A 21,571-nucleotide genomic window follows, 5' to 3' on the forward strand; every position below is an offset into this window, starting at 1 on the left:
GCGGCGTCTTTTGCGTTTCTGCCCCTTGAGGGCGCGACCTGCAGTGCAACGTTCAACGAGGTGTTCGATGAATACGAGTTTCTGGAAGTCCGGGCATATCCCCACGCTGTTCGCCGCCTTTTTGTATTTCGACCTGAGCTTTATGGTCTGGTACCTGCTCGGCCCCCTGGCAGTGCAGATTGCCACCGACCTGCAGTTGACCACCCAGCAGCGCGGCCTGATGGTGGCCACACCGATCCTCGCCGGCGCCATCCTGCGCTTGGTGATGGGTATCCTGGTAGATCGGCTGTCAGCGAAAACCGCCGGCCTCATCGGCCAGGTGATCGTCATCATCGCGTTGTTCTGTGCCTGGAAGATGGGCGTACACAGCTATGAACAGGCATTGCTGCTAGGTGTGTTCCTCGGTGTCGCTGGCGCCTCCTTCGCCGTCTCCCTGCCGCTGGCCTCGCAGTGGTACCCGGCCCAGCACCAGGGCAAGGCCATGGGTATTGCCGGCGCGGGTAACTCCGGCACCGTGTTTGCCGCACTGCTGGCGCCGGTCCTGGCGGCCAGTTTTGGCTGGAACAATGTTTTCGGCTTTGCCGTGGTGCCGCTGATGCTGAGCCTTGTGCTGTTCGCCCTGCTCGCGCGCAATGCCCCGCAACGCCCCAAGCCCAAGGCCATGGCCGACTACCTCAAAGCCCTGGGTGACCGCGACAGTTGGTGGTTCATGTTCTTCTACAGCGTCACCTTTGGCGGCTTCATCGGCCTGGCCAGCGCCCTGCCCGGCTACTTCAACGACCAGTATGGCCTGAGCCCGGTCACTGCCGGCTACTACACCGCCGCCTGCGTGTTCGCCGGCAGCCTGATGCGCCCTCTGGGTGGCGCCCTGGCCGATCGCTTTGGCGGTATCCGCACCTTGCTGGCGATGTACACCGTGGCCGCCATCTGCATCGCCGCCGTCGGTTTCAATCTGCCCAGCTCGGTGGCGGCACTGGCATTGTTCGTCAGTGCCATGCTCGGCCTTGGCGCAGGCAATGGCGCGGTATTTCAACTGGTACCGCAGCGCTTTCGCCAGGAAATCGGGGTGATGACTGGCCTGATCGGCATGGCCGGGGGTATCGGTGGTTTCCTTCTGGCCGCCGGCCTTGGCGCGATCAAACAACACAGCGGCGACTATCAACTGGGGCTTTGGCTGTTCGCCAGCCTGGGCGTGCTGGCCTGGTTCGGCCTGCACGGCGTCAAGCAACGCTGGCGCACCACCTGGGGCTCGGCCGCCGTCACTGCGGCGCGGGTCTGAGACAGCGCCATGAGCCTGCAACTGAGCTTCGCCCACGCCAGCGCTACCGGGCCTCGAGAAGAGAACCAGGATGCCTTGCGCCTGGTCACACCCAACCCGGAACTGGCCGCCAGCAAGGGCTATCTGTTCGCCCTCGCCGACGGCGTCAGCCAGTGCGCCGACGGCGGCCTGGCCGCGCGGGCAAGCCTGCAGGCGCTAGCCCTGGACTATTACGCCACACCGCCTACCTGGGGCGTGGCCCAGGCCCTCGACCGCCTGTTGCTGGCACAGAATCGCTGGCTGCGCGCCAATGGTGGTGGCCAGCCTCTCCTGACCACCCTCAGCGCCCTGGTGCTGCGCGGTCGGCGCTTCACCCTGGCGCATGTCGGCGACTGCCGCGTCTATCGCTGGGCCGCCGGCCAGTTGCAACGCATCAGCGAGGATCACGTCTGGGATCAGCCCGGCATGCAGCATGTGCTGAAGCGCGCCCTGGGCCTGGATCAACACTTGCAGGTCGACTATCTCGAAGGGGACCTGCACACCGGTGAATGCTTCGTCCTGCTCAGCGATGGCGTCTGGGCCAGCCTCAGCGAATCGCAGATAAGGGCGATATTGCGCGAACAGCTGGACTTGCAGGATGCCGCCCAAACGCTGGTCAGCTCGGCCCATCACAGCGGCAGCCAGGACAATGCCAGCGCCTTGCTGGTGCGGATCGACCGGTTGGGCGCAAGCAACCTCGGCGATTCCCTGGCGCAATTGCAGCAATGGCCGCTGCCTGGCCCCCTGCGTAGCGGCCAATCGATCGATGGCTGGACGGTCGAGCAGACGCTCGGCCAGAGTCGGCAGTCCCTGCTGTACCGGGTCCACGACGACCAGCAGCGCGCCTGGCTGCTGAAAACCTTGCCCGAGCAGCGCAAGGATGAACCTGGCGCGCTGCAAAGCCTGCTGCTCGAAGAATGGTTCCTGCGCCGGGTTGCCGGGCGTTACTTCCCCGAAGTGCACCCGGCCAGCCAACGCCAGCACCTGTATTACCTGATGCGTGAATACCCGGGCCAGACCCTTGCGCAACTGTTCGCCCGTTCCGGCCCTCTGCCATTGGCGGATTGGCAAGCGCTTGCCCAGCAACTGTTGCAGGCCGTGGGCCTGTTACATCGACGCAACATTCTCCATCGCGACATCAAGCCGGAAAACCTGCACCTGGGCGATGACGGCCAATTGCGCGTGCTGGATTTTGGCCTGGCCTTTTGCCCCGGACTTTCCGAAGACCGCGCCCATGAGTTGCCCGGCACCCCGTCGTTCATTGCTCCGGAGGCGTTCGACGGTAAGCCGCCCAGTGCCCAGCAGGACTTGTACAGCGTCGGCGTGACGCTGTTCTATCTGCTGACCGGTCACTATCCCTATGGCGAAATCGAAGCCTTCCAGCGCCCACGCTTTGTCCAGCCCACCAGTGCCGCGCGCTACCGCCCAGACCTGCCCGAATGGCTGGAGCACAACCTGACCCAGGCGTTGTTGGCCGACCCGCAACAACGTTTCGAAACCGCCGAACAATGGCTGTTGCTGCTCGAACAAGGCGAACGCCAGCAACTGAGCCTGCGCCCGCGGCCACTGCTCGAGCGCGAGCCGATGAAAGTCTGGCGCGGCCTGGCGCTGCTGTCATTGTTGCTCAACCTGATCCTGCTGATCTGCCTGCTAAAAGGCTGACGCTGCGCGCTTCAAACTGAGCAGCCCGGCGATCCTGGTGATTGGCGAAGTGGCGGCCCGAGGAGCCTCACACAGCACCCTGCTGCAGATACCGGCCTGAATCGCAGGCAAAGAAAAGCCCGGCCTAGGCCGGGCTTTTCTGTGAAGCGCTTACCAATTACTTGGCTTGTGCTTCTACTTGTGCTTCTACGCGACGGTTAACAGCGCGACCAGCGTCGGTGGCGTTGTCAGCAACCGGACGGGTTTCACCGTAGCCTACCGACTCAACACGGCTCGATTCTACGCCGTACTGGTTGGTCAGAACCTGCTTAACGGCGTTTGCACGACGCTCAGACAGCTTCTGGTTGTAAGCGTCAGGACCGACGGAGTCAGTGTGACCTTCAACAGTGGTGGTGGTCTGTGGGTACTGCTTCATGAAGTCAGCCAGGTTCTTGATGTCGCCGTAGCTGTTTGGCTTGACGACCGACTTGTCGAAGTCGAACTTGACGTCCAGCTCAACACGTACGACTTCGGCAACAGCCGGGCAGCCGTCAGCGTCAACGGTAACGTTGGCTGGGGTGTCAGGGCACTTGTCAACGTTGTCGCAAACGCCGTCGTTGTCGCTGTCGGAGCAGACTTCAGCAACTGGAGCAGGAGCAGCTGCAACCTTGCCACCGCTACCACCGAAGTTCAGACCCAGACCGACGGTTGGACCCCACTCGGTGTTGCCGTTGTCGATGTTGTACATGGCTTCAACGCCGGCACGGGCGAAGAACATGTCGGTGATGTACCACTTGGCGCCAGCGCCAACGTTGGCGAAGGTGGAGTGGTCACGACCGTTGTTAGTGGCCTGGCCCAGGCTCTCGTGCGCGAAACCAGCGGAAACGTAAGGACGCACTGCGTCGCCTACGGTACCCAGGTGGTAGGTAGCGTCGAGCTTGGCTTTAGAACCTTTGATGTCTTTGTTGAAGACTTCGCCACGAGCGTTGTGAGTCTCGTTGTAGCCCAGGTCCAGCGACAGGTCGTCGGTCAGGAAGTAACCGAGGCGAACACCAGGGTTGGTGCCGTCGTTCTTGAAATTGCGCTCGCTATCGTAGTACTGCTTGGTAACGTTACCTTCGATCTCAACCGCGCCTTGGCCTTGTGCCAGAGCGCCGAGCGAAGTTACGGCTACAAGAGAACCAATGGCCAAGCCCAAGGTGTTTTTCAATTTCATCCGTTAAATCCCCATCTGGTGATAGTTAAGCAGTCCCACCAACATCCGGGGGACAACTCGACGGCAAGTCTAGCAGAACTTGCCGGTACGTTAGAGATATTTACGCGCCACTAAGTTTCAGCAAGGCCCGCAAATTTCTCACGTAGCTTGTCTAGCGCACGCTTGTACCGCATTTTCGTTGCGCTCAGGCCCATATGCATGATATCGGCGATTTCCTGAAATTCCAGCTCTGCGACAAATCGTAGCACCAGAATTTCACGGTCAATCGGATTAACATGCACTAACCACTTGTCCAACCCACCCTTCTCTTCCGGTTTCGGCGCCTTCTCTTCCGAGGCTTCCTCAAGTGGATCAAGACTCAAGGCATCCATCAGTCGACGCTTGCGCCGCTCCTTGCGGTACTGGGTGATGCATTCGTTATAGGTGATGCTGTAGAGCCAGGTCTTGAACTTCGATTTACCCTCGAAGTTCTTCAAACCATAGAGCACCTTGAGCATCACCTCCTGACAGACATCATCAGCGTCCCGATCGTTCCCCAGATAACGCGCACAGACGTTAAAAAGGGTCCGCTGGTAGCGTCGCATGAGCTCCTCATACGCGCGAGTAACATGAAACAGCTCCTCATGCGAACGCGCCACCAACTCCTCATCAGTGAGCTCGCGGGGGTCGTAACGCATGGGCAGCGAGTGAACTTTATTCAAAACGAATCTGGCCGACAGTCAGGTCAATGTCGCCGCTTACCCCTGCCTGGGGCAATTTCGCGGCGGCATACATTAGCAGGATTTACCCGGTTAGCGGCTATTGACTCGCTGCTCGAGAAGAATCCGGTTGGACAACGAAACCAACTCGCCGTCGTCGGTCAGCAAGGTCGTCTTGACCGTGCCGATCTCCTCGATCTGCCCTTCGACCTCTCCAACCTGCACTTGCTGGCCGACTTGATAGAGTTCTCGAACATAGATTCCAGCCAGAATCTGCCCGGCAATTTCGCGACTGCCCAGGCCCATCGCCAGGGCAACGGCCAGACCAACGGTAATCAATCCGATGACAATTACATGGTTGAGCAGGTCGGTTTTGACCTCGAGCTGGCTGATTGCCACTGAAATACTGATGATAATCACCAGGCCCTGGGCGATACGACCGACACCGGCGGCGTACTCCAGGCCGATGCCTTCGGCGGCACCGCGCACCAGGCCGTTGACCAGTTGCGCCAGCAGCACGCCCGCCAGCAGCACCAGGGCCGCGCCGAACACCTTCGGCAGGTACAGTGCGAGCATGTCCAGGGTTGCCGAGACGCGCTCAAGACCCAGGGATTCAGCGGCCGAGACCAGGAAAATGAGCAACACGAACCAGTAAACAATCTTGCCGATCAACGTCGAGATCGGCACCTGGATACCGACCCGATCGAGCATCTTGGTCAGGCCGGTGCCGCCCATCAGGCGGTCCAGACCGAGTTTGGCCAGCAGCTTGGAGAGCAAGGTGTCGAGCAGCTTGGCCACGACAAAACCGAGCAGCACCACAACCAGGGCGCCAAACAGATTGGGGATGAAGTTCGCCACTTTGGTCCACAGCGCGGTCATCGCGGTGAGCAAGCTCTGGGTCCAGAGATTAAGTTCCATATTCAATCGGCCTTATCAGCTTTACGAGCGGTAGCGTTACGGCGGACCGGCGCTACATGCGCCGAACCATTGTTCACGGCAATCATCAACGCCTGGCTCCAGCGGCCAAGCAGGCTGAACAGATCGCCCGCACCGACCTGACGGTTGGCGGTTTTCAGGACACGCCCAAGGCAGGCATCGTCGTCGCGCTCGCGCCCGGACGGTGAAGCCTTGAGCAGGTCTCGCAGGGATTCTTCAAACGGATCGTGCATAGGCACCTCGCGCAATATCTGTCAGAGACGAGGTGGTCTCAGCGCGGGTCACATGAACCGGGCAGACAGTTAATGACTGGTTGTTCACCAAATGCACCGGATCACACCCAGCGCAGTCGGCGGAACAGCCACCACTGCCCCAGTGCCAGCGCCAGTACCAGCAGGCTGGCGAAGAGAAATCCATAGGGGCTTTCCGATCCCGGAATACCGCCGACGTTGATGCCTAGCAGCCCGGTGACAAAACTCATGGGCAGAAAAATGCAGGTGATGATGCCAAAGCGGTACATGGTCCGGTTCATCCGCTCGGCACGCCGACGGTCTTCGCTTTCCAACACCAGGGCAGCCCGTTCACGGGTCAGTTCCAGCTCTTCAAGGTAGCGGATCAGGCTGTTGTTCAGCTCGTTCCAGTAATCGGCATCGTCTTCGGCGAACCAGCTCCACTTGTTGCGCGCCAATTGCGCGTATAGCTCGCGCTGCGGCGCGAGAAAGCGCCGCAGACCGGCAGCGCGGCGGCGGATCTGCTGCAAGGAAGCCTGCTCCGGCGCGTACCGCTGGTCGGCTTCAAGCTTCTCTTCTTCCAGGTCGACCACTTCCGAGAGGTCGCTGAGCAGCGCCTGAACCTTCTCGGTCAGTAGCTGCGCCATACTCAGCAACAGTTCGGAGGCCGTCTTGGGGCCACGGCCTTCGGCCAGTTGCTGCAACAGCTCGTCACTGGCGCGTAATGGCCGCAAGCGCAGGGAAATTACCCGCTGCGCCTGGGCGAAGATCCGTACCGACACCATGTCTTCGGGCTCTGCGCCCGGATTGAGGTTGACCCCGCGCAAAAACAGCAGCATCTGCGCTTCTGGCAAGGGCAGTAGGCGTGGACGGGTATTTTCTTCAAGGAGCAGGTCGCAGGCGAATTCGCTCAGGCCGCTGTCGCGACGCAGCCAGGTCCGCGTCTGCGGGTGACTGCGATCCCAATGCAGCCAGAGGCTCTGCTCTGGCTGCAACTGCAGGTCGTCCAGTTCAGTTCGACCAATCGAACGCGCACCGCCTTTACCATCGAGCACCAGGGCATGCACCAACCCCCACTGCGCGTTTTCTTCCTCGAACATTCCTGCTCCACTTCGCGGTTTCAGTGCTTATTCCGGCATTTTAAGCGGACTTGGCGAGACAATCACACCATTGTTGTCAGCGTAGATATACTCGCCCGGACGGAACGTCACCCCGGCAAAGTTCACCACCACGTTGAGATCACCGATGCCGCGCTTGTCGGTCTTCATCGGGTGGCTGGCCAGGGCCTGCACGCCAACGTCGGTCTGTGCCAGGACATCGACATCACGCACGCAGCCATAGATCACCAGGCCTTCCCAGCCGTTCTTGGCGGCTTTCTCGGCGAGCATGTCACCGAGCAGCGCGCGACGCAGCGAACCGCCACCGTCGACCACCAGCACCTTGCCCTTGCCATCCAGGTCAACCTGCTCCTTGACCAGCGAGTTGTCTTCGAAGCACTTGATGGTGACGATCTCACCACCGAAGGAGTCGCGGCCGCCGAAGTTGCTGAACATCGGCTCCAGCACCTGCACCAGTTCCGGGTAGGCGTCGCACAGATCGGGGGTGAGATAATGCATGGGAAACTCCTGTCGGTTGCCAAGACAAAGGGATGTCACAGTTTCAAATCAGTTAACGAGGCCCAGCGATCACGCTTTAGGCTCAAGGCTACACGTCGGCGCCGGTCCGGTCACCTGCTGCGCAGCATCATTGAGCAAAGCAGTCAAAGGGTTGTGCAGCCAGCGCTCGACCAGCGGCCAAACCTGGGTCTGCGCCGGCTTGCTGACCAGCATGTCGACGTGGCCGAAGTTGTCGAAACCCTCTTCACGTCCCAGGCGAATGAATTGCTTGTGCTCGCCGCCCAGTTGCTCAAACAGCTTGCGGCAGGCCCACACCGGGTCCTGATGATCGCCCGCCGCGCCTACCGCCAGCACCGGCACATCGACTTCGGCCAGCCCGGCCCACCAATCGCGATCCTTGTCGCCGAAACGGCCGAACAGACCGAACCAGCGCATGCTTTCCAGAGCCAGGCCAATCGGTTCGTCTTCCGGGCCGCGCTTGAGACGCGCGCCGGAAATCTGCCCGAAGCGCTTGAGCAACAGGCGCCCGCCCCACTCCACTGGCGGCAATTTCAGCGGCCAATAGGTGCGACTGACCTGAGTACCGAAAAATGCCGCGCTGGCCACCTGCTCAGCCGTCAGATACTGACCGCCAAGCGCGGCAGCCAGGGTGGTGCCGCCCAGGGAGTGGCCGATCCAGTGCGCGGCACGGCCGCACTGCTCGCTGACAAAGGCTGCAATGACTGGCAAATCGTAACGGGCATAGTCGGCGACACGGTTGTGTCGATAAGCATGGTTGCGCGGCGACAGACCGTGACCGCGCATTTCCGGAATCCACACATCGAAACCGGCGCGCGCCAGGTAGGCACCCAGGCCAATACCCCGGGGCGAATACCAGAAACGCCGGTTGGAAAAGCTGCCGTGCAGCAAAATCACCGGGGCGCCGCGCACCTCGGCCTGGTCAGCCAGACCGAGACGGGTGACCGCCAGCTCAACGGTGCGATCCGGGCTGTTACCGGCCTTGATCCGGTAGACATCTTCGCTCAGATCACCGCGACGCTCGGCACTGAGCAAGGCCACGGGAAATAGAGAACTGCTGCTTTGCATAGGTTTCTTGCACGAAAAAGGGCGGGAACCATCACTGGAACACGCCCTGGAATACGGTCGAAACCTTCACCGACCCAAATAGGCCGGGTGAAGGTTCCGGTTCAACGCCTCAGTTCGCAGCCTGACCTTCGGCCAGGAAGAACCAGGTTTCGAGTACCGAATCCGGGTTCAGCGAGACGCTTTCGATGCCCTGTTCCATCAGCCACTTGGCCAGGTCCGGGTGGTCGGATGGACCCTGGCCGCAGATGCCGATGTACTTGCCAGCCTTGTTACAGGCCTGGATGGCATTGGCCAGCAGCTTCTTGACCGCAGGATTACGCTCGTCGAACAGGTGCGCGATGATCCCCGAGTCACGGTCCAGGCCCAGGGTCAGCTGAGTCAGGTCGTTGGAACCGATGGAGAAGCCGTCGAAATACTCGAGGAACTCTTCGGCAAGGATCGCATTGGACGGCAGCTCGCACATCATGATCACGCGCAGGCCGTTGTCGCCGCGGGCCAGGCCGTTTTCAGCGAGCAGGTCGACGACCTGGCTGGCTTCACCCAAGGTGCGTACGAACGGCACCATGATCTCGACGTTGGTCAGGCCCATCTCGTTGCGCACGCGCTTGAGGGCGCGGCACTCCAGCTCGAAGCAGTCACGGAAGGTTTCGCTGATGTAACGCGAAGCGCCACGGAAGCCCAGCATCGGGTTTTCTTCTTCCGGCTCGTAGAGCTTGCCGCCGATCAGGTTGGCGTATTCGTTGGACTTGAAGTCCGACAGACGCACGATGACCTTTTTCGGCCAGAACGCCGCCGCCAGGGTGCTGATGCCCTCGACCAGTTTCTCGACGTAGAAGCCGACCGGATCGTTGTAGCCGGCGATGCGCTTGTCGACGCTTTCTTTCAGTTCGGCAGGCAGGCCGGCATAGTTCAGCAGTGCCTTGGGGTGCACACCGATCATGCGGTTGATGATGAACTCCAGGCGCGCCAGGCCGACACCGGCGTTGGGCAGCTGGGCAAAGTCGAACGCGCGGTCCGGGTTGCCGACGTTCATCATGATCTTGAACGGCAGGTCAGGCATGGCATCGACCGAGTTCTGACGGACGTCGAAGCCCAGCTCGCCTTCGAAGATGAAACCGGTGTCGCCTTCGGCGCAGGAAACGGTCACGCCCTGGCCGTCCTTGAGCAACTGGGTGGCGTTGCCGCAACCGACCACGGCCGGGATACCCAGCTCACGGGCAATGATCGCCGCGTGGCAGGTACGCCCGCCACGGTTGGTGACGATGGCGCTGGCGCGCTTCATGACCGGTTCCCAGTCCGGGTCGGTCATGTCAGATACCAGTACGTCGCCGGCCTGGACCTTGTCCATCTCCGACACGTCCTTGATGATGCGCACCTTGCCGGCGCCGATGCGCTGGCCGATGGCACGACCTTCAACCAGCACGGTGCCGGTTTCCTTGAGCAGGTAACGCTCCATGACGTTGGCCTGGGAACGGCTCTTCACGGTTTCCGGACGCGCCTGAACGATGTACAGCTTGCCGTCATCGCCGTCTTTGGCCCACTCGATATCCATCGGGCACTTGTAGTGCTTCTCGATGATCATGGCCTGTTTGGCCAGCTCGCTGACTTCGGCGTCGCTCAGGCAGAAACGGGCGCGGTCGGCCTTGTCGACATCAACGGTCTTGACCGAACGACCGGCCTTGGCTTCTTCGCCGTAGACCATTTTGATGGCCTTGCTGCCCAGGTTGCGACGCAGGATGGCCGGGCGACCGGCTTCCAGCGTGCCTTTGTGGACATAGAACTCATCCGGGTTGACCGCGCCTTGTACGACGGTTTCACCCAGGCCATAGGCGCCGGTGATGAACACCACATCACGGAAGCCCGATTCGGTGTCGAGGGTGAACATCACGCCGGCCGTGCCGGTTTCCGAACGCACCATGCGCTGCACGCCTGCCGACAGGGCCACCAGCTTGTGGTCGAAGCCCTGGTGCACGCGGTAGGAAATCGCGCGGTCGTTGAACAGCGAGGCGAACACTTCCTTGGCGGCGCGGATGACGTTGTCGACGCCGCGGATGTTCAGGAAAGTCTCCTGCTGACCGGCGAACGAAGCGTCTGGCAGGTCTTCGGCGGTGGCCGAGGAACGCACGGCAACGGCCATGTTCGGGTTGCCCTGGGACATTTCAGCGAAGGCAGTGCGGATTTCAGCGTTCAGGCGCTCGGGGAACTCGGCTTCCATGATCCATTGACGGATCTGCGCGCCGGTACGGGCCAGGGCATTGACGTCATCGACATCCAGCGCGTCGAGCGCGGCGTGGATCTGGGCATTGAGCCCACTCTGCTCGAGAAAATCACGGTACGCCTGAGCCGTAGTGGCAAAGCCGCCGGGGACCGATACACCGGCGCCCGCGAGGTTACTGATCATCTCGCCGAGGGATGCGTTCTTGCCCCCCACATGCTCTACATCATGGACGCCGAGCTTATCGAGGGAAACTACGTACTCTACCAAGGTGATCTCTCCACTAACTGTGTTGGAAAAGCTCAGGTCGCCCGCCTGCCAGCTCTGGCTTGGCCGGGCGCTTGTGGCCTGGACCCGGAAAATAAGTGAGAATGCCGAACACGATGTTCGGTAAACCGAACCTATCATATCCAAGAATTCTCACCAGCTTAAGGCCCAAGGCGCAAATGAAACGATCTGCTTTCTTTATTTCCGACGGCACCGGTATCACTGCCGAGACGCTGGGACAGAGTCTTCTGGCGCAATTCGATACCATTGTGTTCAATAAATACACACGGCCGTACATCGACAGTGTGGAAAAAGCGCGGGCCATGGTACAGCAAATCAATAGCGCCGCAGACAGGGACGGCGTCCGTCCGATCATCTTTGACACCATCGTCAATCAGGATATCCGAGAGGTCCTGGCCACCTCCAATGGCTTCATGATCGACATTTTTTCCACCTTCCTGGCCCCGCTGGAGCAGGAACTGACTGCGCATTCGTCCTATTCGGTGGGCAAGTCCCACTCCATTGGCGGCAATTCCAACTACATGGAGCGCATCGAGGCGGTCAACTTTGCCCTGGACAACGATGATGGCGCCCGCACTCACTACTACGACAAGGCCGACCTGATCCTGGTGGGGGTCTCGCGTTGCGGCAAAACCCCGACCTGTCTGTACATGGCCATGCAATTCGGCATCCGCGCGGCCAACTACCCGCTGACCGAAGATGACATGGAACGCCTGCAACTGCCGCAGGCCTTGAAAAACCACCAGCACAAGCTGTTCGGCCTGACCATCGACCCGGACCGGCTGACCGCCATTCGTCATGAGCGCAAGCCCAACAGCCGCTACGCCAGCTTCGCCCAGTGCGAGTTCGAAGTGCGCGAGGTGGAGAACCTGTTCCGCCGCGAAAACATTGCCCACATCAACTCCACGCATTTCTCGGTGGAAGAGATCGCGGCGAAGATTCTGGTCGAGAAAGGTGTGGAGCGACGCTTCAAATAACACTCGGTGGGAGCAACTGTCTTGATTGGCTAGCGGCTACACGGTGGGAGCGGGCTTGCCCCGCGATTGCGGGTTGTCAGTTACATCGCCTCGCGGGGCAAGCCCGCTCCCACCGTGGTCCCACAAAAAAGCCCCGGCAGATGCCGGGGCTTTTTCATTTCAGCTCAGACTCAGGATGGCACCACTGCCGCCTGGCCGCTCATGGCCAGATCGACCAGCTCGCGGTTGGCTACCGCGTACATGGCGTAATCGGTACCGGTTGCGGCACGCAGCTCGTCCAGCATGGCACGCCAGCGACTGACCATTACACGGTGCTGCTCAAGCCACAGCGCCACCCGGGCATCCATGTCTTCGGGCGCATCAGTCATCTGCAGGACGGAAATGGTGATCACCCGCTGCTGCAGATCGATATCATCGCGGAACGACTCGCGGGCCAGGGCCTGCCAGTTGTTTTCCACCGACAGGTTGCTGATTTCCTGCAGGTACCAGGTCAGGTCCAGGGCACTGCCCACCGCGAAGAAGGCCTTGGCCACTTCCGCCGGATCCTGGCCGGTGACGTCGGACGCTTCGATGATCGGCAACAGGGTGTACAGGTGCGTAGTACCGGCCACCATACGCGCCAGCAGCTCTGGCACTCCGGCTTCGACGAAGCCCTGGTAACGGGTCATCCAGCGCTCACGGGTCGGCCCTTCGAGCAGTTCGTCAAGCTTCAGACCCAACGCGGCGATCTTCGGCCCGAAGTGCGCAACATCGCGCCCGGCATCCTGCTCGTTACGGCGGCTGCGCAGGAACCAGCGGGTCGCCCGACGGCCCAGACGCATCAGCTCGTCCATCAGGGTCAGCTGGATTTCCGCAGGCACCTGGTAGTCCAGCGCCTCGATCTGCCGGAACCAGTGCGGCAGGTGGAAGATGTCGCGCACGATCACGTAGGCACCGGCAACGTTCGCCGGGCTCATGCCGGTGGACTCTTTCAGGCGCTGAACGAAGGTGATGCCCATGTTGTTGACCAGATCGTTGGCGATCTGGGTGCTGACGATTTCGCGTTTCAGGCGATGGCGACGCATGGCCTCGGCGAACTTGTTCACCAGTGACGGCGGGAACGCGGTCTCCATGTCACGCGTCAGGTAATCGTCATCCGGTACCAGCGACTTGAGCAACTGCTCCTTGAGGTCGATCTTGCTGTAGGAGATCAGCACAGACAGCTCGGCGCGGGTCAGGCCCTGGCCAGCCGCCAGGCGCTCGGCCAGCTGTTCTTCGGTGGGCAGGAACTCGATAGCCCGGTCCAGCTTGCCACGGCTTTCCAGGTCGGCCATCAGCCGCTTGTACTCGGCGATGCGCTCCTTGGCCCGACGCGCGGCCAGAGACAGTGCCTGAGTCTGCTTGTAGTTGTTGCCCAGCACCAGACCGGCGACTTCGTCGGTCATGCTGCCCAGCAGCTGGTTACGCTGCTTCTCGGTCATGTCGCCAGCCTGCACCACTTCGTTGAGCAGGATCTTGATGTTGACCTCGTGGTCAGAGCAGTCCACGCCACCGGCGTTGTCGATGAAGTCGGTGTTGGTGGCGCCACCATTGAGACCGAACTCGACCCGACCGAGCTGGGTCATGCCGAGGTTACCGCCCTCACCCACCACCTTGCAGCGCAGCTCGTCGCCGTCGACACGCAGGGCGTCGTTGGCCTTGTCGCCGACATCGGCGTGGCTTTCTTCGCTGGACTTGACGTAGGTACCGATACCGCCGTTCCACAGCAGATCAACCGGCGCCTTGAGCAAGGCGTTGAGCAGTTCGGTCGGGGTCAGCTTGTCGGCTTCGATGGCGAAGCGCTCTTTCATTTGCGGGGTGATCGCAATACTTTTTGCGCTGCGCGGGAAGATCCCGCCGCCTTCGGACATGATGCTGGTGTCGTAGTCGCTCCAGGCCGAACGCGGCAGGTCGAACAGACGCTTGCGCTCGGCAAAACTGCTGGCGGGCTCCGGGTTCGGGTCGATGAAGATGTGCAGGTGGTTGAATGCGGCCACCAGTTGCAGCTTCTCGGACATCAGCAAACCGTTGCCGAACACGTCACCAGCCATGTCACCGACGCCGACCACGGTGATTGGGTCTTTCTGGACATTGATGCCGCGCTCACGGAAGTGACGCTGCACGCCGACCCAGGCGCCACGGGCAGTGATGCCCATTTTTTTGTGGTCGTAACCGGCCGAGCCACCGGAGGCGAAGGCATCGCCGAGCCAGAAGCCGTAGTCGATGGCAATGCCGTTGGCGATGTCGGAGAAGGTGGCGGTGCCCTTGTCGGCGGCCACTACCAGGTACGGGTCGTCATCGTCGTGACGCACGACATTCGCCGGTGGCACCAGGGCGCCGTCCTTGAGGTTGTCGGTGATATCCAGCAGACCGGAAATGAAGATCCGGTAGCAGGCGATGCCTTCAGCCTGGATGTCGTCACGGCTGCCGCCCAGCGGCAGACGGCGCGGCAGGAAGCCACCTTTGGCCCCGACCGGCACGATTACCGAGTTCTTCACCTGCTGGGCTTTTACCAGGCCCAGCACTTCGGTACGGAAGTCTTCCTCACGGTCCGACCAGCGTAGACCTCCGCGGGCAACGTTGCCGAAGCGCAGGTGCACACCTTCGACGCGCGGCGAGTAGACGAAAATCTCGAACTTCGGCACCGGCTTGGGCAGTTCGGGAATCAGCTTGGGATTGAACTTGAAGCTGAAGTACGACTTGATCTGGCCGTGGGCGTCAGTCTGGTAGAAGTTGGTGCGCAGGGTGGCCTTGATCAGGTCCAGGTAACGACGCAGGATGCGGTCTTCGTTGAGCACCTGGACGTCGTCCAGCGCCGTCAGGATGGCCTGTTCCAGACGTTGCTGCTTGTCGTCCAGGTCTTCGCTGGTGAGCTTGCGTGCCAGGTAGAAGCGGGTCTTGAACAACCGCGTCAGCTCGCGGGCGATGTCGGTGTGGTTGTTCAGGGTGCTGGCGATGTACCCCAGGTCGAAGCCCAGGCGGATCTGCTTGAGGTAGCGGGCATAGGCACGCAGCAGCGCGACGTCGCGCCACGGCAGGCCGGCGGTCAGTACCAGGCGGTTGAAGGCGTCGTTTTCCGCATCGCCATTGACGATGTGAACAAAGGCATCCTGCAGGGTGTCGTTGAGCTGCTGGATATCCAGGCTCAGGCCTTCGCTATAGGTGAAGGCGAAATCATGAATCCAGAACTCACGGCCATTGGCATGCTTGAGGCGATACGGGAACTCGCCGAGCACCCGCAGGCCGAGGTTTTCCAGGATCGGCAGGACGTCCGATAGCGCCAACGGCGTATCGGCATGGTACAGCTTGCAGTGCAGCTGCTGTTTGCCGGCCTGGGTCAACGGCTGGTAGAAGCTCATCACCAGCGGCTTGCGCTCGGACAGGGTGAGCACATGCTGCATGTCGACCACTGCCGAATGGGCGGCGAAACGCTCGCGGTAGCCGGCCGGGAAGCCTTTCGGGAAGTCGGCTAGGACATTGGTGCCCTGGGCTTCGCCGAAGCTTTCGACGGTCAGGCTGGCATAGTCGTCCTGCCACGAACGGCAGGCCTGGATCACTTCGTTTTCCAGCTGTTGCGGGTCGATGTCGATGCGGTTTTTCGGATCGACGCGCAGGATCAGTTGCACACGCGCCAGCACCGACTCGGAGAAGAACGTCCAGAACTCGCAATCGCTGGCCTTCAAGCGATCCATCAGCACCTGCTGGATCTTCTGCCGTACTTCGGTGGAGTAGATATCGCGCGGCACATAGGCCAGGCAGTAGCAGAAGCGGCCGTACGGATCCTTGCGCAGGAACACGCGGATCTTGTTGCGCTCCTGGATCTGCACGATCGACATGACGGTGCTGAACAGCTCGTCGACCGGGGTCTGGAACAGGTCGTCACGCGGCAGCACTTCCAGGACCTGGGCCAGTTCTTTACCCAAGTGGGCTTTGGGGTCGAAGTGCGAGCGACGCTCGACTTCCGCCACCTTGCCACGAATGTAAGGGATGTTGCGCACGCTCTCGCCGTACACCGAGGAGGTGTACAGGCCCATGAAGCGGCATTCCTTGATGACCTTGCCGTCGGCATCCAGCTGGCGGATCGAGACGTAATCCGGGTAGGCCGGACGGTGCACACGGCTCGGGTAAGCGGCCTTGGCGAAGGACAGCAGCAACGGCTCGTTGAGGTAATTGACCGCGTAGTCTTCGATGCGCAGGTCTTCGGCCGTCAGGCCGGCGCGCAACAGACGGGTCAGGCCGAGGAACGACTGCTCGTCATACACCAGCTGACCGCCCTGGGCATCGGCGCGGACCACGAACTCTTCATAACCGAGGAAGGTGAAGTGGTTGCCCACCAGCCATTCCAGGAAGTCCTTGACCTCGGCCTTCTCGGCCTGGGCCGGGGCATAGGCGGTTTGTTCGACCAGCGCCAGCAGATCCCGCAGCTTGGCTTTCATCGGCTCGAAGTCGGCCACCGCAACGCGCACCTCGGCCAGCACTTGCTCCAGCTCGCGGCTCAGCACATTGAGCTCGGCGGCGTTGGCGCAGCGATCGATCTCCAGGTACATCAGCGACTCTTGTGAAACGCCCTCGCCCTGAGTGCCCTTGGGCAGGACTTCCAGCAGCTCGCCCTTGGCCCCGCGACGCACGCTCAGGACGGTGGTCTGCAGGGTATGGATGCTGTAGCCGCGACGGTTGAGTTCGGTGCGTACCGAGTCAACCAGGAAGGGCAGGTCATGGTGCAGTACTTCAACCGCAGTGTGCGTCGACTGCCAGCCATGACGCTCGTAATCGGGGTTGTAGACGTGGACCTGGGGGTGGGCTGGGTCGAAACGCTCGATGATGCGCCAGGCCGACAGGGTGCAACCGGCCAGGTCCGACAGGCGGCGCTGGGTAAGTTCGTCTAGAGAAATGATGCCGAAGAACTGTTCCGCGAACATCGCCACTTGTGGCAGTGCCTGTTCGCTGATGTGCTGCGCCAGGGCCGCTTGCAGTTGGTGCTGGAAGTCGGCTTTGCTGGCTGCGGTGAAAAACGCCATCTGTGGTACTCCGCTGGGCTTTGTTATGGAGTGAAGCGTCGCGCGCGTCCGCCCTCTACGGATCAACGATAGCCAACCCGTAGCAGGAGGACGGAAAAACCATCGGAACGGGTGCAAATCATGACTAACAAGTCACAGGCACTCGTTCCACGGATGGGCATCTGCAAAAACGACTGCTCCAGGCGGAGCTGTGTCTTTACGGGTGACCATCGACAGCGCAGCTTAACGAGTGCCCGCCCGCCCCTGCTTGCGGTGCTGCGACATATTCGGTCATTGAGGTGCAGGTCCACGTTTATCCGGGCGCCGAAGACTGGCAGAATCGTGTTTCAACTTATTTATCGAGCCACTCATGCAACTGACCACCGCCCTGCTCTTCGCCACCCCTTGCGATGATGAAGAAGACAACATGGCCACTTTGTGCTGCCACAGCGACAAGGGCCGGATGTTCCTCATGACCCGCTACCCGGACGAAGACCGCGTGGACATCACCCTCGACGACCACTACGCCCCGGTCGATGGCTTGAAGGTCACCCTGGGCAAAACCAGACTGCTGATCGAGGTTGCGCCGCTGGATGCCGACGCCCTCGGTGGCGATGATCACCTGGAGATCACCCTGAGCAGCGACGGCACCGACCTGGCCGAAGTCGAAGAGACCTTGCAGAACATCCTCAAGGGCACTGGCACCTACGTCAGGGAGCTGTAATGGCGATTGCGGTTTCTTGACAAGAAACCCTCCCGAAGGCATTGTCTGACAACCTGATTAATGAGCAATACCCCATGCTTGAGCTTCAGCGCCCCGATACGCTGGTTGAACGCGTTGTCGGTGCCATTCGTGCAGAGATCGATTCCGGGCGCCTGGCGGCCGAATCGCGCCTGCCCACCGAACAGCAACTGGCCGAACAGCTGAACGTCAGCCGCTCGGTAGTGCGCGAGGCGGTGGCCCAGCTCAAGGCCGATGGTGTGTTGATCGCCCGTCGCGGTCTGGGTTCGTACATTTCGCAAACCCCGACCGGCACGGTGTTCCGCTTCCCTTCCGGCCAGGGCCGTCGCCCGGACCTGGTGCAGATGTTCGAAGTGCGCCTGTGGATCGAAACCCAGGCTGCCTCGGTTGCCGCCCAGCGCCGCGATGCCGCGGACCTGGCGCGGATGAACAAGGCCCTGCAGGAGATGCTCGACAAGCGCAGCGACTTTGCCGCTGCGGCAGCCGCTGACGTCGAGTTTCACCGTGCCATCGCCGACGCCAGCAAAAACGATTATTTCGTGGCCTTCCACGACTTTCTTCGTGGCCAGTTGGCCGCCGCCCGCAAAACCGCCTGGGAAAACTCGGCAGCCCACTCGGTGGGTGGTTCGGCGGATGCCAACCGCGAGCATCAGGCGCTGTACCAGGCCATCGCCGATGGCGACCGGCATGCCGCCGCTGCCTGCGCTGAGGCCCACCTGCGCGCCTCGGCCAAACGCCTGAAACTGGAATTGCCAAGCATCGATTGAACCCTTGAACTGCCATGAATAGCGGGCGCTGGTGCACAGCGCCCTTTTGTTTGACCGACTTAGTCTGACAACCTGATAAGCAGACTCTCTGACAAGAACAAGCCAAGGTGACACCTGCATGATTTACGACTACTGCATCATCGGCGGCGGCATCGTCGGCCTCGCCACCGCCATGGCGCTCCTCGAACGCCAGCCCGGCGCTTCGCTGCTGATTCTGGAAAAGGAAGCGAGCCTAGCCAGGCACCAGACCGGTCACAACAGTGGCGTCATCCATGCGGGCATCTACTACGCCCCGGGCAGCCTCAAGGCCGACCTGTGCAAGCGCGGCGCCGAGGCAACCAAGGCGTTCTGCACCGAGCACAAGATCAAGTTCGATGTCTGCGGCAAACTGCTGGTGGCCTCTACCCCGCTGGAAGTCCAACGCATGCACGCGCTTTACGAACGTTCGCAGCAAAATGGCCTGAAGGTCGAACAACTGGACGCTGCCGAACTGCAACGCCGCGAGCCGAACATCGTTGGCCTCGGCGGACTGTTTCTCGATGCCACCGGCATCGTCGACTACAAGCAGGTGTGCCAGGCCATGGCCCGGGTGATCCAGGCCGCAGGCGGCGAGGTGCAGCTGTCGACCACCGTGCGCGCAATCGTCGAGAGCGGCGACAGCGTCACCGTCAGCAGTGATGACAAGGTCTGGCAGGCCCGTCAGCTGGTGGCCTGTGCCGGTCTGCAGTCGGATCGCCTGGCAGCACTGGCCGGGGTCAAGATCGATCACCAGATCATTCCGTTTCGCGGCGAATACTTCCGCCTGCCGGCGAGCAAGAACGACATCGTCAACCACCTGATCTACCCGATCCCCGACCCCGAGTTGCCGTTTCTCGGCGTGCACCTGACGCGAATGATCGATGGCAGCGTCACCGTCGGGCCCAACGCCGTACTAGGGCTGGGCCGGGAGAACTACAAGAAATTCTCGGTGAACTGGCGCGACGTCGCCGAATACGCACGCTTCCCTGGTTTCTGGAAAACCATCTGGGCCAACCTCGGCTCCGGCACCACCGAGATGAAGAACTCGCTGTTCAAGGGCGGCTACCTGGAGCAATGCCGCAAGTACTGCCCGTCGCTGAACATCGAAGACCTGCTGCCCTATGAAGCCGGGATCCGCGCCCAGGCGGTGATGCGCGACGGCACCCTGGTGCACGACTTCCTGTTCGCCGAGACGCCGCGCATGGTGCATGTCTGCAATGCCCCTTCACCGGCCGCCACCTCGGCGATCCCGATCGGCCAGATGATCGCCGACAGGATCTTCAAGACACGCTGAACCCTGCTGAACACCATAACTACAAAGACAAAAAGGAAACCTCCGATGTCGGTACATGAGGCGGCTGTGGCCGCGACAGAATCCCCGGAACAGAAAAAAAAGCGCCTGCGCAAGGTCGCGGCTGCGACCATTTTCGGCTCGATGCTGGAGTGGTATGACTTTTACCTGTACGCCACCATGGCGGCGATCGTGTTCTCCAAGGTGTTCTTCGATCCCAGCAACCCGGCCGTGGCCTCGCTGCTGGCGTTTTCGACCTTTGCCATCGGCTTTATCGCCCGGCCCTTCGGCGGCATCCTGTTCGGCTACCTGGGCGACCGTTTCGGGCGCAAGCAGGTACTGGTCATCACCTTCTGCCTGATGGGGGTGTGCACCACCCTGATCGGCCTGATCCCCAGCTACGCCTCGATCGGCATCTGGGCGCCGATCATCCTTGTTCTGGTCCGCGTGATTCAAGGGCTGGGGGCTGGCGCCGAACTCTCCGCCGCGGCGGTCACCTCCTACGAGCACGCCAGTGAAGGCAAGCGCGGCAGCCAGGGTGCCTGGCCAGCACTGGGGCTGAACCTGGGCCTGTTGCTGTCGTCGCTGACCGTGTACCTGTTGACCATGAACGGCAACGAATTCCTGCTCTCCGGTGGCTGGCGCATTCCGTTCATCTGCAGCATCGTGCTGGTCGCGGTCGGCCTGTGGGTACGCAGAAGCATTCCGGAAACCCCGGACTTCAAAGAGCTCGACAAAACTCAGCGCAAAGCGCAGGTGTCGCCACTCAAGCTGCTGTTCAAAAACGACCTCAAGGGTCTGGCCGTGGTGTTCTTCGTCGCCATCGGCTACAACGCCCTGAGCTACATCTTCAAGACCTTCTCCCTGGCCTACCTGACCCAGTACAAAGGCGTTGAAGCGCATGTCACTTCGCTGTCGGTGACCATCGCCAGCCTGGTGGCGATTATCGCCGTGCCGTTCTTCGGCTGGCTGTGCGACAAGTGGAGCAGCAAGACCGTGCTGATGCTCGGCGGGGTCTTCTCGGTGCTGTTCGCCTATCCGTTCCTGGCCCTGCTCAACACCGGCGAGCCGATGATGATCTACCTGGCGATCGCCATCGGTACCGGCATCCTCGCGCCGATGATGTTCGCTCCCCAGGGCTCGTTCCTCAGCCGCCAGTTCCCGACCCAGACCCGCTCCTCGGGCTTCGGTACCGGTCGCGAGATCGGTACTGCCGTCGCCGGTGGCCTGGCACCACTGGGCGGCCTGGCCCTGGTGGCCAGCTCCGCGACCCACTCCACCGATGGGGTGGCGGTGATCCTGGCGGTAGCGGCCGTGCTGGTGGTGGTGTTTGCCTTGTGTGACCAAGGACGCAAACATTCCAGCTTCAAGAACTGAAACATCGCCTCACTCACCCGCGTAGTCTTCGGGCTACGCGGGCCCCGCCTGTATCGCAACCTGTAGCACTACCGGGATTTCCTCTACAGTTGCTTTTGCGTAACACTGCAGCCCCTGATGGCGCTCCGCGCCTTTGCCCGGCGCCATCCTGACCCCAACCT

At 61.4% G+C, this 21,571-nt stretch carries 16 protein-coding genes; 7 read left to right on the plus strand and 9 right to left on the minus strand.

What is annotated here, in order from left to right; all coding sequences use genetic code 11:
• Positions 1–67 precede the first annotated feature (67 nt).
• Together NPS47_RS17290 and NPS47_RS17295 are read left to right on the plus strand one after the other, a co-directional pair.
• Positions 68–1,279, plus strand: coding sequence for a nitrate/nitrite transporter (locus NPS47_RS17290; RefSeq protein WP_274296035.1), 1,212 nt, complete (start codon positions 68–70; stop codon positions 1,277–1,279).
• Positions 1,280–1,288: 9 nt separating this feature from the next.
• The gene (locus tag NPS47_RS17295; RefSeq protein ID WP_274296036.1) at positions 1,289–2,959 is read left to right on the plus strand and encodes a bifunctional protein-serine/threonine kinase/phosphatase; all 1,671 of its coding nucleotides are present in this window, start codon (positions 1,289–1,291) and stop codon (positions 2,957–2,959) included.
• 157 nt (positions 2,960–3,116) lie between these two features.
• On the opposite strand, the gene NPS47_RS17300 is transcribed toward NPS47_RS17295, so the two are convergent.
• From NPS47_RS17300 to ppsA, 8 genes are all read right to left on the minus strand, one after another.
• Positions 3,117–4,154, minus strand: coding sequence for an OmpA family protein (locus NPS47_RS17300; protein WP_274296037.1), 1,038 nt, complete (start codon positions 4,152–4,154; stop codon positions 3,117–3,119).
• Positions 4,155–4,264: 110 nt separating this feature from the next.
• On the minus strand, positions 4,265–4,831 hold the full coding sequence (sigX, locus tag NPS47_RS17305; RefSeq protein ID WP_036990388.1) for an RNA polymerase sigma factor SigX: 567 nt from the start codon (positions 4,829–4,831) through the stop codon (positions 4,265–4,267).
• Positions 4,832–4,945: 114 nt separating this feature from the next.
• A complete protein-coding gene (locus NPS47_RS17310) occupies positions 4,946–5,770 on the minus strand; it encodes a mechanosensitive ion channel family protein (protein ID WP_128326090.1) in 825 nt (274 codons plus the stop codon).
• Between the two features lie 2 nt (positions 5,771–5,772).
• A complete protein-coding gene (locus tag NPS47_RS17315; protein WP_371261983.1) occupies positions 5,773–6,027 on the minus strand; it encodes a CrfX protein in 255 nt (84 codons plus the stop codon).
• 95 nt (positions 6,028–6,122) lie between these two features.
• Positions 6,123–7,118, minus strand: a complete 996-nt coding sequence (locus tag NPS47_RS17320) for a zinc transporter ZntB (RefSeq protein ID WP_274296038.1) — start codon at positions 7,116–7,118, stop codon at positions 6,123–6,125.
• A gap of 27 nt (positions 7,119–7,145) precedes the next feature.
• Positions 7,146–7,634 carry a ribonuclease E activity regulator RraA gene (gene rraA / locus NPS47_RS17325; protein WP_038608795.1) on the minus strand — a complete coding sequence of 163 codons (489 nt, stop codon included), beginning with the start codon at positions 7,632–7,634 and terminating at the stop codon, positions 7,146–7,148.
• Between the two features lie 69 nt (positions 7,635–7,703).
• Positions 7,704–8,720: an alpha/beta fold hydrolase gene (locus NPS47_RS17330; RefSeq protein WP_274296039.1), complete on the minus strand. Its 1,017-nt coding sequence runs from the start codon at positions 8,718–8,720 to the stop codon at positions 7,704–7,706.
• 109 nt (positions 8,721–8,829) lie between these two features.
• Positions 8,830–11,205 (minus strand): phosphoenolpyruvate synthase, encoded by a 2,376-nt coding sequence (gene ppsA / locus NPS47_RS17335; protein WP_274296040.1) that lies wholly within the window; start codon positions 11,203–11,205, stop codon positions 8,830–8,832.
• 176 nt (positions 11,206–11,381) lie between these two features.
• Between ppsA and ppsR the strand changes: the two genes are divergently transcribed.
• Complete coding sequence (ppsR, locus tag NPS47_RS17340; protein ID WP_274296041.1) at positions 11,382–12,200, plus strand: posphoenolpyruvate synthetase regulatory kinase/phosphorylase PpsR; 819 nt, start codon at positions 11,382–11,384, stop codon at positions 12,198–12,200.
• 170 nt (positions 12,201–12,370) lie between these two features.
• Here the strand turns inward: ppsR and NPS47_RS17345 are convergent, their stop codons facing one another.
• Positions 12,371–17,236: an NAD-glutamate dehydrogenase gene (locus NPS47_RS17345; protein WP_274296042.1), complete on the minus strand. Its 4,866-nt coding sequence runs from the start codon at positions 17,234–17,236 to the stop codon at positions 12,371–12,373.
• A 349-nt stretch (positions 17,237–17,585) separates the two neighbouring features.
• Here NPS47_RS17345 and NPS47_RS17350 point away from each other — a divergent pair, with 349 nt between their 5' ends.
• The 4 genes from NPS47_RS17350 to NPS47_RS17365 all read left to right on the plus strand — a co-directional run bounded on the left by NPS47_RS17350 (position 17,586) and on the right by NPS47_RS17365 (position 21,410).
• Positions 17,586–17,939, plus strand: a complete 354-nt coding sequence (locus NPS47_RS17350) for a hypothetical protein (RefSeq protein WP_274296043.1) — start codon at positions 17,586–17,588, stop codon at positions 17,937–17,939.
• A gap of 74 nt (positions 17,940–18,013) precedes the next feature.
• The gene (locus NPS47_RS17355; RefSeq protein WP_157191789.1) at positions 18,014–18,724 is read left to right on the plus strand and encodes a FadR/GntR family transcriptional regulator; all 711 of its coding nucleotides are present in this window, start codon (positions 18,014–18,016) and stop codon (positions 18,722–18,724) included.
• A 118-nt stretch (positions 18,725–18,842) separates the two neighbouring features.
• Positions 18,843–20,036 carry an L-2-hydroxyglutarate oxidase gene (gene lhgO, locus NPS47_RS17360; RefSeq protein ID WP_274296044.1) on the plus strand — a complete coding sequence of 398 codons (1,194 nt, stop codon included), beginning with the start codon at positions 18,843–18,845 and terminating at the stop codon, positions 20,034–20,036.
• 45 nt (positions 20,037–20,081) lie between these two features.
• Positions 20,082–21,410, plus strand: a complete 1,329-nt coding sequence (locus tag NPS47_RS17365; RefSeq protein ID WP_274296045.1) for an MFS transporter — start codon at positions 20,082–20,084, stop codon at positions 21,408–21,410.
• Positions 21,411–21,571 lie beyond the last annotated feature (161 nt).

Origin of the sequence: Pseudomonas putida (assembly GCF_028682475.1) — a bacterium.
Classification (GTDB): Bacteria; Pseudomonadota; Gammaproteobacteria; order Pseudomonadales; family Pseudomonadaceae; genus Aquipseudomonas; species Aquipseudomonas putida_AG.